At 45.3% G+C, this 14,996-nt stretch carries 14 protein-coding genes, 1 riboswitch and 1 other annotated feature; of the genes, 8 read left to right on the forward strand and 6 right to left on the reverse strand.

From position 1 onward, the window contains the following. Positions 1–132 precede the first annotated feature (132 nt). The 6 genes from DEF30_RS05230 to DEF30_RS05255 all read left to right on the forward strand — a co-directional run bounded on the left by DEF30_RS05230 (position 133) and on the right by DEF30_RS05255 (position 5,458). Positions 133–900 (forward strand): TatD family hydrolase, encoded by a 768-nt coding sequence (locus tag DEF30_RS05230; protein WP_294097172.1) that lies wholly within the window; start codon positions 133–135, stop codon positions 898–900. 149 nt (positions 901–1,049) lie between these two features. Next, positions 1,050–2,243, forward strand: coding sequence for a ubiquitin-like domain-containing protein (locus DEF30_RS05235; RefSeq protein WP_294097174.1), 1,194 nt, complete (start codon positions 1,050–1,052; stop codon positions 2,241–2,243). Positions 2,244–2,361: 118 nt separating this feature from the next. Then, complete coding sequence (rnmV, locus tag DEF30_RS05240) at positions 2,362–2,913, forward strand: ribonuclease M5 (protein ID WP_074911667.1); 552 nt, start codon at positions 2,362–2,364, stop codon at positions 2,911–2,913. Next, a complete protein-coding gene (gene rsmA / locus DEF30_RS05245; protein WP_294097177.1) occupies positions 2,906–3,736 on the forward strand; it encodes a 16S rRNA (adenine(1518)-N(6)/adenine(1519)-N(6))-dimethyltransferase RsmA in 831 nt (276 codons plus the stop codon). Before rnmV ends, rsmA begins: the two co-directional genes overlap by 8 nt. After that, positions 3,733–4,557, forward strand: a complete 825-nt coding sequence (locus DEF30_RS05250; RefSeq protein WP_294097179.1) for a hypothetical protein — start codon at positions 3,733–3,735, stop codon at positions 4,555–4,557. The genes rsmA and DEF30_RS05250 overlap by 4 nt, the downstream gene beginning before the upstream one ends. A 58-nt stretch (positions 4,558–4,615) precedes the next feature. Further along, positions 4,616–5,458: an Mrp/NBP35 family ATP-binding protein gene (locus tag DEF30_RS05255; protein ID WP_242943527.1), complete on the forward strand. Its 843-nt coding sequence runs from the start codon at positions 4,616–4,618 to the stop codon at positions 5,456–5,458. An 84-nt stretch (positions 5,459–5,542) separates the two neighbouring features. Here DEF30_RS05255 and thiT read toward each other — a convergent pair whose 3' ends face one another. Beyond that, entirely contained in the window at positions 5,543–6,226 is a 684-nt protein-coding gene (gene thiT, locus DEF30_RS05260; protein ID WP_294097184.1) for an energy-coupled thiamine transporter ThiT, read from the reverse strand. 74 nt (positions 6,227–6,300) lie between these two features. Continuing rightward, positions 6,301–6,404, reverse strand: a riboswitch (TPP riboswitch). A 39-nt stretch (positions 6,405–6,443) separates the two neighbouring features. Continuing rightward, the gene (locus DEF30_RS05265) at positions 6,444–7,292 is read right to left on the reverse strand and encodes a DegV family protein (protein WP_294097186.1); all 849 of its coding nucleotides are present in this window, start codon (positions 7,290–7,292) and stop codon (positions 6,444–6,446) included. Positions 7,293–7,512: 220 nt separating this feature from the next. Here DEF30_RS05265 and DEF30_RS05270 point away from each other — a divergent pair, with 220 nt between their 5' ends. Next, the gene (locus tag DEF30_RS05270) at positions 7,513–8,958 is read left to right on the forward strand and encodes a leucyl aminopeptidase (protein ID WP_294097188.1); all 1,446 of its coding nucleotides are present in this window, start codon (positions 7,513–7,515) and stop codon (positions 8,956–8,958) included. A gap of 35 nt (positions 8,959–8,993) precedes the next feature. Next, a complete protein-coding gene (locus DEF30_RS05275; protein WP_294097189.1) occupies positions 8,994–10,067 on the forward strand; it encodes a Xaa-Pro peptidase family protein in 1,074 nt (357 codons plus the stop codon). Between the two features lie 62 nt (positions 10,068–10,129). On the opposite strand, the gene DEF30_RS05280 is transcribed toward DEF30_RS05275, so the two are convergent. From DEF30_RS05280 to murC, 4 genes are all read right to left on the reverse strand, one after another. After that, complete coding sequence (locus DEF30_RS05280) at positions 10,130–11,002, reverse strand: universal stress protein (RefSeq protein ID WP_294097191.1); 873 nt, start codon at positions 11,000–11,002, stop codon at positions 10,130–10,132. 122 nt (positions 11,003–11,124) lie between these two features. Further along, entirely contained in the window at positions 11,125–12,510 is a 1,386-nt protein-coding gene (gene asnS, locus DEF30_RS05285) for an asparagine--tRNA ligase (RefSeq protein WP_294097194.1), read from the reverse strand. A gap of 63 nt (positions 12,511–12,573) precedes the next feature. Beyond that, positions 12,574–12,783 (reverse strand) — a binding site (T-box leader). Between the two features lie 89 nt (positions 12,784–12,872). Beyond that, on the reverse strand, positions 12,873–13,406 hold the full coding sequence (locus DEF30_RS05290; protein WP_294097198.1) for a GNAT family N-acetyltransferase: 534 nt from the start codon (positions 13,404–13,406) through the stop codon (positions 12,873–12,875). Positions 13,407–13,424: 18 nt separating this feature from the next. Further along, a complete protein-coding gene (gene murC / locus DEF30_RS05295; protein ID WP_294097200.1) occupies positions 13,425–14,813 on the reverse strand; it encodes a UDP-N-acetylmuramate--L-alanine ligase in 1,389 nt (462 codons plus the stop codon). Positions 14,814–14,996: the final 183 nt, after the last annotated feature.

Here is a 14,996-nt window from a genome sequence, read left to right on the forward strand (position 1 = left end):
AAGTGGAAAAGTCCTTGAGAATCAATGGGTTTTTATAATTATGTACAAATAATGAACATTCGCTTAATATGTTTACAATTCGTACATGAATGTAAAGTTTTCACTTCACAAGTGAGAAGCAGGAGGAAGGTTATGGAGAAGATTTTTGATTCCCATGCACACTATGATGACGAGCAGTTTGATGAAGATCGGGAACAGCTTTTGAAAGAAATGAAGGAAAATGGAGTAGGAGCTATTTTAAATATGAGCTCCGACTATGCCTCTGTCCAAAAGACTGTGGACTTGGTGGAAAATCATGACTTTATTTACGGTGCTGTGGGGATCCATCCGGAGCATGCGGATGAGTATAATGAAGAAGTGGAGAAAGAACTTCTGGAGATTCTAAAGGGAGAAAAATTTGTTGCAGTGGGAGAAGTAGGTCTTGATTACTACTGGGAGTCGAACCCACCCAAAGAGGTGCAGAAAAAAACCTTAAGAGCTCAGTATGAGATAGCGAAAACCCTTGGGATTCCAATTATATTGCATGACCGGGAAGCTCATGAGGATGTGCTTTCCATGGCAAAGGAGTACAAAGAGGTCACGTCTGTTTTTCATTCCTATTCTGGAAGTGTGGAGATGGCAAGAGAGATTGTGAAGATGGGAGGATATCTAGGGATATCTGGTGTGGTGACATTTAAAAATGCCAGAAAGCTTCCAGATGTGGTAGCAGAAATTCCCCTGGAAAGGCTTCTGATTGAAACCGATGCCCCTTATATGGCTCCGGTTCCTTATAGAGGAAAAAGAAACCGTTCTGATTACCTTCATGGGGTTGCAGAAAAGATCGCCGAGATCAAAAATATGACAAAAGAAGAAGTGCTTTTGGCAACAGAAAAGAACATGAGAAAACTTTTCAAGATTTAAGACTGGGACTTGTGAAGAATCCTGTTAACAATTTATTCATATTTAGAATATTTAATAGCGATAGTTATTGAGCGTCAATGATTATCGCTATTTTTTGACACCGATTTGAGGCGCGGATATAATAGGTCCGTAGCTCAAAGGAGGGTAATATGAAAAGATATTTTTCAAAGAGTGTATTCATTGCCCTGTTTGCAGCCGCTGTAATTATGACAGTGGTTATTGCTGTAGACAGTATGATGAAGAACATTACAATTGTTATCGATGGAAAAGAGCAAGTAGTATCAACATTTAAAGACACTGTTGAGGAAGTTTTAGAAGAAAATGGAATCACCATTGCTGAGAAAGACAAATTAAGCAAAAATACAAACGAAACCCTAGGAAAGAAAGATATGATCCAGATTGACCGCGCAGTTCCTGTGCAGGTTTCTATTGACGGGACTGTCACCTCATATCTGACCCCAGAGAAAACCGTTGGTGCTTTTTTTGAAACTGAGAATATTGCTGTAATGGAGAAGGATAAAGTATCCGCATCCCTGGAAGATGAAGTAACAAGCGGCATGAAGGTCAACATTGACCGTGCTGTTGGTGTGACCCTCATCGCGGATGGACAGGAAGTTACATATCTGACTCCAGAAAAGACTGTAGGTGCATTTTTTACTGCTGAAGAAGTGGTAGTCAATGAACTCGACAAAGTTTCTTCTTCTATGGAAGATGCCATAGCAAACGGGATGGCCATCACCATCATCCGTGTCACCACTGAAGTGGTAGAGGAAAACCAGAGTATTGCATTTACTGTTCAAGAGAAGAAGGACAGCACCATAGACAAAGGAAAGACTGTTGTGAAGCAGGAAGGCGTCAAGGGTGAGCGTGTTGTCACCAAGAAGCTGACCTTTGAAGACGGCGTTCAGGTATCAGAAGAAGTTCTATCCACTGAAGTGCTGAAAGAGGCTGTAGACAAGATTGTTCATGTGGGCACAAAGAATACCACAGTATATGGAAAGAAGCCATCGGCATCTTCTATCAATGCATCCAGAGGCTCAGCCATACCAAGCTCTTTAAACTACTCCAAGGCGTTTAGAGTTGAAGCCACAGCCTATGCGGGACACGGCATTACAGCAACAGGTACAAAACCTGTAAGAAATCCGAGCGGCTGGTCCACCATCGCGGTAGACAGAAATGTCATTCCGCTGGGAACAAAAGTATATGTAGAAAACTACGGATATGCCATCGCAGAAGATGTAGGTGGAGCCATTAAAGGCAACAAGATCGACATCTATGTGAACAGCACGGCAGAAGCCTACCGTTGGGGACGAAGAACCGTCACCATTTACATTCTGGAGTAATTCCATCAAAGACATTCCAAAAGGACTGAGAAGTAGTATGCTTCTTGGTCCTTTTTTTGGGAAGTTTCAGATTATCTGTTATAATAAAGGGTAGAAATTTTGAAGGTGAGTAAAAACAATGATTAAAGAAGTAATTGTGGTTGAAGGAAAAGATGATGTGTCGGCGGTGAAAAAGGCTGTGGATGCAGAGGTGATTTCTGTCAGCGGATATGGCATCAATAAAGCCTCCATGGACAAAATCAAAGAAGCTTCCAGAAGAACCGGGGTCATCATCCTGACAGATCCGGATCACGCAGGAGAAAGAATCAGGAGGATGATTGCCAAAAGAGTGCCAGAGGCCAAGCATGCCTATATCATGCGGGAGGAAGGCTATAAAGATGGAGACATCGGTGTGGAAAATGCTGCCCCTGAAGCGATCTTAAGAGCCCTCTCCAAAGCGAAAGCGGTGATGGAAGATGCTGTCATTACCTTCAGCATACGGGATATGCAGTATTTCAAGCTGACGGGTGCGCAAGACTCCAAAAACAGAAGACAGATTTTAGGAAAGGCACTGGGCATAGGATATGGAAATTCCAGTTCCTTCTTATCGAAACTGAATTCTTTCAGGATTTCAAAAGAAGAGTTTATGGAAGCGGTTGTGAATAATTTTGAGGAGTTTAGGGATGAGTAATACAAGAGAACTAGTAGAGAAATATCAGTTCAGGTTCACCAAGAGTCTGGGTCAGAACTTTCTTGTGGACCAGAACATTGTTAGAGATATCGTCAAAGGTGCCGGAGTGACAAAAGAGGATTTCGTCATTGAAATCGGTCCTGGGGTGGGAACCCTTACGAGGGAACTGCTGAAAGAGGCAGCTTCCGTGACGGCCATAGAACTGGATGACAAGCTTCTGCCCATTCTAAAGGAAGAGCTGAAAGACTATGAGAATTTTCATCTCATCCATGGCGATGCTACGAAGGTGCAGCTGGACGCGGTTTATCCAGGAAAAGAAATCAAACTCGTGGCAAATCTTCCGTACTATGTGACAACGCCCATCATCACGAAGATTTTAAATGACAAGGTGGCTTTTTCCTCTTTGACCATCATGATCCAGAAGGAAGTGGCAGAGAGAATGGATGCTGTACCAGGAACCAAAGACTATGGCAGCTTATCGGTGTTGGTCCAGTATTATTGTGATACAAAAATTGTACGTAATGTACCGCCGGAATCTTTTATGCCAAGACCTAAAGTGGATTCCACTGTAATCCGTCTGACAAAGCTTGAAAAGCCAAGAGCTTATGTGAAAGATGAAGAGCTGTTCTTCAAAATCGTACGGATGGTGTTCACCATGAGAAGAAAAACCCTCTCTAACAATCTGAAGTCCATGGGATATACCCGGGAGTTCATTGAAGAGGTGCTGGAGGCAGCGGGAATTGATCTGAAAGCCAGAGGGGAAACCTTGTCAGTGGAGAAATTCGCAGAGCTTTCCAATGTCATAAAGGAGAGAGTGAAATGAAGAGGAGGAAACGGCTGACGGTTTTTTTCAGTCTGCTCCTCGTACTGCTTCTTTTTGCGGGATGTGGCAGACTGGAAGATCTGAAAGTGAAGTATGGGTTCAAGAATACGGATTTTGAATACTTAAAGTCCCCGGATATTTCCACCATCATCATTCAAAGCACAAGAGATAAGGGGTTCCGGTTCATCGTCACGGATAAAAGCACCATCAACGGTCTTTATGAGAGCCTCTCTTCCGCGAAGCATGCAGATGAGATCATCAGTCATGAGCCGGACTATATCTTTGAAATCCATGATTTGGACGGGAATGTGCGGTACTACAGTTATGTGGCCGGTATGTCCAATCAGAAGAAAGCCAATTTCTATAGTGAGGATGAGAAGTACATCGTGACGGACCGTATCGACAACCACCTCATTCAAAACCTCTATGCCATCCGGAAGCCAAAGTTCTTCGAGGACATTTATTATGGGTCTTTTCTGGACCTTATCAAAATGGTGAAAGAAGAGTATAATGGGAAGAGTATTGGCATAAAATTCTATAATGATGTGGAGACGCTAAAGTACCAGCTTTCCAGAGACATCGAAGATTTCAGGGAGAAAGCCCTGAAAGAAGGCGCTGTGATTCTTTCCCATGGAGAGAAAGCAGATGTGGTTTTGGAGGTCAAGACCCAAGGGTATACCACCATCGTTTACAAAGCAGAAGTGACGGCAAAGGTGGAAAGCGACCATACATCGAAGGTGTACTACGTTTATGGAAAGTATGCCAATGAAATGACAGGATGGGAAACGATTCTGTCAGATACTAAACCGGAGGGATTCTAGGGAGGTTCTTATGATTAAATGTGCAACTTGCGCAGTAAAGAATAAATGTCTCAAAGACATGAAATGTGACTTGATCAAACCTAAGTATGGGAAGATCAAACATGTGGTGGGTGTCATCAGCGGAAAAGGCGGTGTTGGAAAATCCACCGTCACAGGAGTGCTTGCAGTTCAGCTGAGAAAGCTTGGCTATAAGGTGGGCGTCTTGGACGGAGACATCACAGGTCCATCCATGCCAAGATTTTTTGGTCTGGAGAAGGAAAGAACTGGATATGCACCTACAGATGTGGAGAATGTGTTCAAGTTTGTTCCAGTGGAAACAGGTCTAGGCATCAAGACCATTTCCATGAACTTTATGATAGAAGAGGAGGAACCTCTTCTATGGAAAGGTCCAGTGCTTGGCAATGTCCTCATGCAGCTCTTCACAGATACGGACTGGGGTGAACTGGATTATCTTCTCATTGATATGCCGCCAGGAACCGGAGATGTAGCCATGACCATCATGGAGCAGTTCCCTGTGGATTACCTTGTCATGGTGTCCACTCCACAGAACATGGTTTCCATGATTGTGCAGAAAGTAGTGAACATGGCAGAGAAACTGGAGATCCCTGTAAAGGGAGTGATTCAGAACCTGTCCTACATCAAGTGCAACCACTGTGGGGAAAAGATGAATGTGTTCACAAGAAACACCGCAGAAAGCCAGGCGGAAAAAATGGGACTTCCCCTTCTTGCGGAGCTTCCCATAAACCCTGATTTCAGTGAGCATCTGGAGGCAGGTCAGGCGGAAAGATTCGCTGCAACAAATCCAGAGTATGACGTCATCATGGAAGCGTTCCGAAATGATGAGCAGGAAATATATGCAAGAAATAAAGCAGTGAAGAAAAAGACCATTCCATTCCTATAGAAAAAAAGACCATCTGGAGAGAAACCGGATGGTCTTTTTTTTAAAGAGCAAAAAAGGGAGCCCGAGGCTCCCAAAGGTTCTGGTCTATAGTGCATGGGTCTCAGGTTTCTTCAGCGTGAATTGCCTCCGGCTCCCCAAGGTTTTCATGAATCTCTCCCAGGGCAGCACCGTGATGATGACGAGAAGAATCACTGTTTCCAGAAGAACGAAGCTTCCGTTGTAGCTGATGGAGTAGAGCCAAAGTCCGAGGCCCTCCTGCTGACCAACTGGGGCATAGGAAGCAAAGAAAATGACGCCGGACAGCACATGCATGAGAAGTCTCAGCACCTGCCCCGCAATGCTACCAAGGTGGCGCTGCCTGAAGTATCCGGAAGCACCTACCAGCATGAAGGGCAGCGGATAGTCAAGGAGTGTCTGCAGCGGATGAATGATGTAAGGCCCCAGGAAAAGGTTCACGACACCAAAAAGAAATCCTGTGAGCATTCCCACTTCGGGACCATGGGCAAAGGCCATGATGACGATGGGAAGAGTTGAAGCCAGCGTTACACTTCCTCCCTGGGGCATCTTGAAGAGAGGGAATGCGTTCAGCACCGCGCAAATGGCCACAGAAAGACTGATCTGAGCCATGAGCAGTGGAGTCAGTTTCACCTTTTTCACCACCATCACAAAGACGATGAGGGCGAAAAGAATCACCAGGGCACCGATGGACGTGGGATTTGTGACAAGGGACTGAAGCGCTTCTTTTACGCTTTCGAGTAGATTGGACATGATTATACCTCCTTTTTTTCGAAGGCTAGGATAAAAACAAAAACTGCCTTACTTTTTAGGGTAAGGCAGTTAAAACATTCGTTTATCCGCTTCCCTACGCTGGTACTAACCAGATCAGGTAACAGGGTTGACAATGATATTGTCTCTCAGCTTGTTGAAAGCACCCCTAGCCATGGCTCTATTGTAGTATTACTGTTATTATTTGTCAAGAAGTGACCTAACCGAATATTCGCTCCACGGCGATACCGATGAGTCCACGTCCTGTATGCACACCAAGGGCAGGAGAAATCTGTCTGAACTCCAGGGACAGAATGCCAGGAAGGTCCTTGATTCTATCCACCATGTCCTGGGCTTCTTTTTTCGCGCCGCCATGCATGACATAAACTTTACACTTGGTCCTCTCAAGGTTTTCTTTCAGGATGCTCACAAGCTTCATGTAAGCCTGCTTGGTTCCCCTTGCTTTATCTAAGGTGACGTAGACGCCTTCTTCGTTGACATAGATGATGGGCTTGATGCTGAGCATCTGTCCGATGGTTCCGGAAACTTTGCCGATTCTTCCGCCTTTTATGAGATACTCCAAGGTGGCCAGGCAGTAGTAGGTGTCCACGCTCTTTTTCTCCTCTGGCAGAGCTTCTTTGATTTCCTCAAAGGAGAGGCCGTCTTTGACCATTTTAGCAGCCTTCAATGCCATGATCCCTTCTGAGATGGACAGATTTTTGGTGTCGTATATATAAGTTTCAATTTCTGGATGCTCCTCCGCCATGAGTTTTACGGAATTTGCAGTACCGGAAAGACCTCCAGAGATCATGACGCCAATGGCATGGGTATAGCCTTCTTTCTTAAGCTCCAGGAAAAGAGCGTCAATATCTGTACCCGTGGGCAGGCTGGTTTTTGGCACTTCTTTTTCCAGATTGCCGTACACTTCATCTGCACTGATTTCCACACGGTCTTTGTAGGAATTGTCTTTATAAATAATTTGTAGCGGAAGGAACCGGATGCCGTATTCGTTCAGTTCCGCATCGGTCAGGTCACAAGCGCTGTCTGTAAATATTGCGATTTTTTGCATAGTTTCCTCCAAAAGAATGTTCTTTTTCTAAAGTATAACACCTGAAACCATTGCATTCAATGAAGAAGCCGTGAACAGCAAGGGAAAAAACCTCACAGGAAAAGCACTTTGAAGTACAGAGATTTGTATTCCGTGAGCAGTTTTTCAGTTTTTGATACTTTTTCTCATGCGCTTATTGTAAAATAGAGAATAGATATCAATTTTGAAAGGGGTACAATACATGAAAATAACCATCGGAAATCAATATGATGCAGAACTGATTCTGGTTTCTAAGGACCTGGTCTCAGATGCCTATGGAGACATCGTAGAACAGTTGAAGGGAAAGAATCTTTTCAAGGGAGAAGAAGGGGAGGTTTACAGTTATGTGAATCTTTCTGAGGATAAAACTCTGGTGTTCCTGGGACTGGGAGAAGAAGCAAAGGTCGACGAAGAGATTTTGAGGCTTGTAGCTTTTAAGGGAGCAAAGGAGCTGTCCAAGCTGAGAGTGAAGAAAGCTTCTGTATCACTGAAGAAGCATACAAAGCTGTGCTATAAAAAGTCCACCAAAGCTTTTGCGGAAGGTCTTTACCATGCAGAATACAGATTTGACAAATATCTTTCCAAGAAGCAGGAGTTCCATCTGGAGGAAGTCTCCTTTGGACTCTTGGAAGGAAAGGAAGAGAAAGTTCTGCCAGGACTGAAAGAAATGGATCATCTCATGGATGGGGTGTTCCTCACAAGAAATCTCATCAATGAACCTGCCATCACCCTGACGCCGGTGGAACTGGCCAAAAGAGCAAAGGAAGCTTTAGAGCCTCTAGGCGTGGAAGTGGAGATCTTAGACAGAGCAGCCTGCGAAGCTCTCAACATGAAAGCGTTCCTGGCTGTGGCCAAAGGATCCACCAATGAACCAAGAGGAATCATCATGCGCTACAAGGGTGGCCAAGATGAAGCACCACTGGGCCTTGTGGGGAAAGGGGTCACCTTTGATACAGGCGGATACTCCATCAAGCCCGGTCCATCCATGTACACCATGAATGGGGATATGGGTGGTTCCGGTGCAGTGATTGGTGCCATGAAGGCCATCGCACTGAACAAGCTGGAAAAGAATGTCACTGCAGTGGTTCTTGCCACAGACAATGTAATTTCTGGGGATGCCTATGTGCCTGGAGATGTTGTGGGAAGCATGCTGGGCAAGACCATTGAGATCCACAGTACGGATGCAGAAGGAAGACTGACCCTGGCGGATGCTGTCTACTATGCCATCACCCATGAACATGTGGCTGAGGTTGTGGATGTGGCCACATTAACGGGAGCCTGCGTAGTTGCGCTTGGTGCATTCAATACGGGTGCATTCACCAACAATGAGGAGCTTCTTGACAAGATCAAGGCAGCAGCAAAAGAAGCGGGAGAACCCCTTTGGCAGCTTCCTCTTTCCAAAGAGTATAAGAATCTCATCAAGGGAGACCGTGGAGATCTTAAGAACACCGGCGGAAGATGGGGTGGTGCCAGCACAGCAGCGGCCTTCATTGAAGAGTTTGTGGAAGGAAAGCCATGGGTACATCTGGACATCGCTGGCACATCAGACATTGAAAGTGCCAGAGGATATCTTCCTAAGGGAGCGACGGGTATGCCTGTGAAGACTCTTTACTACTATGTGAAGGGTGAGAACAAAGGCGGCTGTTAAGCCCCATCTTAGGGAGAATATTTGGAGGTGATTTCATGTATCAGAACAGACTGGAAGCATTGAGAGGAAAGATGAAAGAGGGTGCCCTGTCCCAGGTGCTGGTGACAGACGCTGCGTCCATCTTCTACCTTACAGGCAGGTGGATTGAGGCGGGAGAAAGACTCCTGGTTCTCCTGGTGAAGGAAGAGGGGAAACCTTGTCTTTTCATCAATGAACTGTTTCCGGAAAAGGAATCAGAGGAGCTTGATTTTGTATGGCTGAAGGATACCTCTGATGCCATCGGCATTTTGTCAGAGCATTTGGAGAAGGGGAAAACCATCGGAGTGGACAAGAACTGGCCATCGGGATTTCTCATTGGACTCATGAAAATCATGGGTACCAGTGATGTAGAGAACTCATCCATTCTGCTGGATCAAATCAGAGCAGTTAAGGATGAGGAGGAGAAGAAGCTCATGAGAGCAGCCTCCAGACTCAATGATGAAGCCATGCATATACTCATCGAATCCTTAGAAGAAAATATGTCGGAGCTGGAAGCAGAGGATCTTTTGAAGAAGATTTATTTTGATCTGGGCGCAGAAGGATTTTCTTTCACACCCATCATCGCTTTTGATAAAAATGGCGCCAATCCGCACCATGAGAACGGAGGAAGACTTCTGAAGCATGGGGATGCTGTGATTCTTGATATTGGATGCAGAAAAAACAACTACTGCTCGGACATGACCAGAACCATTTTCTTTGGTGAAGCGGGAGAAAAAGAGAAAGAAGTTTTTGAAACGGTGCTGGAAGCCAATAAGAAAGCCATCTCTTTGGTGAAACCGGGTGTAAGATTCAGTGATATCGACAGAGCTGCCCGAAGTGTCATCGAGGAGAAAGGATATGGACCTTACTTTACCCACCGTACAGGTCATTCCATTGGCATTGAGGTCCATGAAACAGGAGATGTGTCCTCAGCCAATGACAGTCTTCTGGAACCAGGGATGATTTTCTCTGTGGAACCAGGGATTTATCTGGAAGGGAAGTTTGGTGTCCGTATTGAGGATCTTGTCCTTGTGACAGAAGATGGCTATGAAGTGCTGAACAGCTATCCCAAAGAGCTATACGTAAAATAGAGAATGTAAAAGGATCCGGTGAACTCTTCACCGGATCCTTTGAATTTTTACGATGCGACAGGTTACTTCTCGTCCGCTCTTGGAATCAGGAGTACGGAGGTTTTGGCACGTCTTGCCAGGTTGTTGCTGTTGCTGCCGATGAAAAGGTCCATCATGATGCCTTTGCCCTGTCTTCCTAAAATAACCAGATCAAAGTGCTTTTCATCGATGGCACGGTTGATTTCTCTAAAAGGCCTGCCGATTTCAAGGACTACATCCACTTCCACGTCGCCTTTTTCTTCCAAGCGTTTTCGTAAAGCATCCAGCCGGTCCCGATCAATCTGGTTGAACTCAATGATCCGATAGTCCAGATAAGGGCTGATTTTTGCGATGTCCTGAATGTGCATCAGAGTGACTTTTTTCAGGCCTTTCTCGACCATTTTCTCCAAGTAGGTGAATGCGTGGTAGGCATTTTCTGAAAAGTCAGTGGGGAAGAGCACATGGCTCATTTCGTTCAGGCCATCCTGTGGGATGGAGGTGAAACTTCCGTCCTCTTCTTCTTTCACTCTGACCAGAAGGATGGGTTTACTTGGCATCTGAATGAGTTCATAAGCAAACTCTGAATCAAAAATCCTCTTACCGATTGAAGATACTTTTGCGCCAGCAAGGATGAGGGAGTCATAGGGTTCCATATACTCTACAAGGTCGTGAACTTTTTCTACGGGGAGTCCTTCGAGATCCATGGATTCCAAAGTATAGCCCATTTCTTTCAGCTCTTCCAGATCCTTTGTGACCACATCCGGGTCGTATTTATCGTGTCTCTTCTCTGGATGGGGAAGCAGATGGCTGGCAAGGGTAATCTCTTCTGCACCCAGAAACTTCAGAGACTTTGCAAACTGAAGCACGTGATGGTCGTAAGGAAGCTGTTCTTTGATGACGAGTAGATTTTTAAACATCAGTAAGTCCCCCTTTGTCTATGGTTATGCTTCTATTTTACCACTAATATATTGAAAATTAAGACAATTTAACGGAAAATTTAGAAATGATATGCGAAAGAAAAAGAGCCCGAAGGCTCTTTTTAGAATTCTGCATTTCCTGTGGTTCTTGGGAAGGGGATTACGTCTCTGATGTTCGTCATTCCAGTGATGTACATGATGAGTCGCTCAAAGCCCAGTCCATAACCAGCATGTTTTGTACCGCCATATTTTCTAAGCTCCAGATACCACCAGTAATCTTCCTCATGAAGACCCAGTTCCTTGATTCTCTCCACCAGGACATCTAGGCGCTCCTCTCTCTGGGATCCACCGATGATTTCACCAACGCCAGGAACAAGGCAGTCCATGGCGGCTACAGTTTTTCCATCTTCATTCTGTCTCATATAGAAGGCTTTGATTTCCTTTGGATAGTCGGTGACAAAGATCGGCATTTTGAAGATTTCTTCTGTGAGATATCTTTCGTGCTCGGTCTGCAGATCGCTGCCCCACTTGACAGGGTATTCAAATTTCTTGCCGGACTTTTCCAGAAGCTCCACAGCTTCGGTGTAGGTGACTCTTTTAAATTCTGAGTTTACAATAAAGTTCAGTCTCTCCAGAAGAGTCTTATCGACAAATTGGTTGAAGAAAGCCATTTCTTCTGGTGCTTCTTCCATGACATAGGAGATGACATATTTCAGCATATCTTCTGCAAGCTTCATGTTGTCCTTAAGATCCGCAAAAGCGATCTCAGGTTCAATCATCCAGAACTCTGCAGCATGTCTTGCAGTGTTGGAGTTTTCTGCACGGAAGGTAGGACCGAAGGTATAGACATCCTTAAAGGCCATGGCATAGGCTTCAGCGTTCAGCTGACCGGATACCGTAAGGTTTGCCATCTTACCGAAGAAGTCTTCGGTATAGTCCACGTCGCCTGCTTCGCTAAGAGGAGGGTTCTTTGGATCCAGTGTGGATACATGGAACATTTCTCCAGCACCTTCTGCATCGCTTCCAGTGATGATGGGGGTGTGGACATAGACAAAGCCTCTTTCCTGGAAGAATTTGTGGATGGCAAAGGCTGCAAGGCTGCGCACTCTAAAAACAGCAGAGTAGGTGTTTCCTCTTGGTCTTAAATGAGCGATGGTTCGTAAGTATTCAAAGGTATGACGCTTCTTCTGCAGCGGAAAATCAGAGGAAGAAGATCCCTCCATAAGGATCTCGCTGGCCTTGATTTCAAAAGGCTGCTTCGCATCAGGGGTATATACAACGGTACCCTCCACAGTGATGGCGGTGGCAATGTGATATTTGGCTACTTCCTGAAAGTTCTCCAGAGACTCGTCAAAAACAATCTGTGCGTTCTTGAAGAATCCTCCATCATTCAGTTCAATAAAACCAAAAGATTTGGACACTCTGGAGGTGCGGATCCAGCCGCTGAGGCGGACAGACTGACCTTCATAGTCCTGTGCGTTTCTATAAAGTTCTTTTACTTTTACCATGGGACTTCACTCCTTTATTTTCTTCAATTTGTTCTAGTGTATAAAAAAAGACCATCGTCTCCACAAAGGGACGAGGATCTCGCGGTACCACCCAATTTACAGAGCAATGCCCTGTCAACTTTATCCGATAACGGCAGGTCCGTCCCTCTGTACTCTTCCTTCCAAAGGGATGCTACGGGTCGTTTTTCGAAAAGGTCCTTACTGCCAGGCTTCCACCATTCCCGGCTCTCTTCAAGAGGTTTCCTTTTGTACTCTTCCCATCTTCGCATATAGCATTTGTGCTTTCCTAAGTATATAACAAAACCCCTTGACTGACAAGGGGTGAAAAGCTTTATTGAAAGCTATGGGGTCGAGGCGCTGACCTAAAGAGAAAGCTCCAGCTGGAAATCCCGGGGATCATTTTCATAAAGCACCGGATTGATTTCCGAAGCCTCCACGGCGCCTTGAGCGAAATAGAAGGCGATGGTTTCCTCGGCGGATCCTGCGCAGATATAGAGCTTTTCTGCACCCCAGGAGGATGCAGTCTCTTTGGCGTGATGAAGGAGCAGGGTGCCAATTCCTCTTCCCCGTTGGGGGAGAGAAATAAAAAGCTGATCCAATAATACATATCTTGAAGTGGATCCAAAAACTTCCGGATTCACTGTGATAAATCCAACCAAAGCGCCATCCTCATGAAAAGCGCCACAAGCAAATCCACCGGACCGTATGGTTTTCTGAAGTCTTTCCAGATGATTTTCAAAACCTTCCGGAAAATCAGGATCCTGATAGTTGATATCCACCAGCTGCCGGATTTCATCCACTTCCCGGTAGGCGCGTCTGATATACTGGGAAGCGTTGATTTCCCGGATGCGTCCGGATTCTTCAAGTTCCAGTCTTCGGCAATGAATCTTCATCATACACACCTCCGATATCTTTTAGTCAAGAAGCAATGGTTCCAGAGCTTCTGCCACTTTTACAGACTCACCCGCACCCATGGTAAGGATGATGTCCCCTGGCTGGGCAACTTCTTTCAGGTGCCTCGCTGCTTCGTCAAAGTCTGTGACATTTATGGTTTTCACAGTGGCTCTCGCCCGGATGGCATCTCCCAGCTCTTCGGAGGAGACAAGACCGGTGTCTGGTTCCCTTGCTGCAAAAATGGGCAGAAGGAGAAGTGTATCTATGTCATCAAAGCACTCCGAGAACTCCTGGAACAGTGCTTTTGTTCTGGTGTAGGTATGGGACTGGAACACCACGTGGATTTTATTGTGCTTCATCTTTAAGACGGTGTCCAGAGCGTTTTTGATCTCCCCTGGATGATGGGCGTAATCATCCAGCACGATGATGCCGTTCTTGGTGTAGAGGTGCTGGAATCTTTTGTCTACCCCTTCATACCCTTCCAGTCCTTTTTTGATCCCTTCCATAGAGATTCCCGAAGAAAGGGACGCGCCAATGGCACCTAGCGCATTATAGATGTTGAACTCCCCTGGCACCTTCAGATGGATGGGCATTAGAAGCTTTCCATCAAGGATTACATCAAAGGAAGCTCTTCCCATCTCATCAAACTTTATATTCTCAGCTTTCAGTCTGCCTTTATGAATCCCGAAGGTAAGGACTTCCACTTCAGCATCCTGAAGAATGTAGTCCATGTTCGGATCATCGGCGTTGGCAACCACAGTACCTTCTTTTGGCATAACGGTGATATATTCCTTGAACGTATCTAAAATGTGCTGAAGATCTCTGTAGTAATCCAGATGGTCTGCTTCCACATTGAGGATCAGGGCCACTTTACCTGGGAACTGCATAAAGGATGCTTTATATTCGCAAGCCTCTGTTATAAAGAAATCGCTGTCTCCGATACGGTAGTTTCCGCCAATGAGTGGGAGATTTGCCCCCACAAGTATGGTGGGGTCTTTTTCATCCGCCAGGGAAATGGCAGAGAGCATGGAGGTGGTGGAGGTCTTTCCATGGGTTCCGGTCACCGCGATGGAATTGGTGAAGTTCTTGATGAGGTGACCTAAGAATTCTGCCCGGTCATAGGTCTTGATGCCCTTTGCCCGTGCTTCTTTCAGCTCCTCATTGTCTTCCCGGATGGCAGCTGTATAGACGACGATGTCCTGATCTGTGATATTTTCTTTATGATGGCCATAAAAAATAATGGCGCCTCTTTCTTTCAGTTTCTCTGTATTTTTGGACTCTTTAAAATCAGAGCCCGTGACCTTTACCTGATTGTTCAGAAGGATGGCAGCAAGACCGCTCATGCTGACTCCGCCGATTCCGATAAAATGAACCTTCTTATTCTCATACTCTTTTAAATCAAATAACATTTTTTCTACACTTCCTTCCTTACCTATCATATACCAAAAAAGAAGAGCCAGAAAGAGCTTTTTATTCGGAATGAAGAGAGGAATAATAAAAAAACACCCGGTATTGATACGAATATTCGTGTTAGATGTGTTGAAAAACATTCGATTTTAAGCTAAAATATAGAATGAGAATAGTTAAGTAGG

It is taken from the genome of Proteiniclasticum sp. (genome assembly GCF_003514505.1).
Classification (GTDB): Bacteria; Bacillota; Clostridia; order Clostridiales; family Clostridiaceae; genus Proteiniclasticum.

Coding starts and splice junctions, on each gene's coding strand:
- DEF30_RS05230 (WP_294097172.1), top strand. CDS start 133: ATGGAGAAGATTTTTGATTCCCATGCACACTATGATGACGAGCAGTTT.
- DEF30_RS05235 (WP_294097174.1), top strand. CDS start 1,050: ATGAAAAGATATTTTTCAAAGAGTGTATTCATTGCCCTGTTTGCAGCC.
- rnmV (WP_074911667.1), top strand. CDS start 2,362: ATGATTAAAGAAGTAATTGTGGTTGAAGGAAAAGATGATGTGTCGGCG.
- rsmA (WP_294097177.1), top strand. CDS start 2,906: ATGAGTAATACAAGAGAACTAGTAGAGAAATATCAGTTCAGGTTCACC.
- DEF30_RS05250 (WP_294097179.1), top strand. CDS start 3,733: ATGAAGAGGAGGAAACGGCTGACGGTTTTTTTCAGTCTGCTCCTCGTA.
- DEF30_RS05255 (WP_242943527.1), top strand. CDS start 4,616: ATGAAATGTGACTTGATCAAACCTAAGTATGGGAAGATCAAACATGTG.
- thiT (WP_294097184.1), bottom strand. CDS start 6,226: ATGTCCAATCTACTCGAAAGCGTAAAAGAAGCGCTTCAGTCCCTTGTC.
- DEF30_RS05265 (WP_294097186.1), bottom strand. CDS start 7,292: ATGCAAAAAATCGCAATATTTACAGACAGCGCTTGTGACCTGACCGAT.
- DEF30_RS05270 (WP_294097188.1), top strand. CDS start 7,513: ATGAAAATAACCATCGGAAATCAATATGATGCAGAACTGATTCTGGTT.
- DEF30_RS05275 (WP_294097189.1), top strand. CDS start 8,994: ATGTATCAGAACAGACTGGAAGCATTGAGAGGAAAGATGAAAGAGGGT.
- DEF30_RS05280 (WP_294097191.1), bottom strand. CDS start 11,002: ATGTTTAAAAATCTACTCGTCATCAAAGAACAGCTTCCTTACGACCAT.
- asnS (WP_294097194.1), bottom strand. CDS start 12,510: ATGGTAAAAGTAAAAGAACTTTATAGAAACGCACAGGACTATGAAGGT.
- DEF30_RS05290 (WP_294097198.1), bottom strand. CDS start 13,406: ATGATGAAGATTCATTGCCGAAGACTGGAACTTGAAGAATCCGGACGC.
- murC (WP_294097200.1), bottom strand. CDS start 14,813: ATGTTATTTGATTTAAAAGAGTATGAGAATAAGAAGGTTCATTTTATC.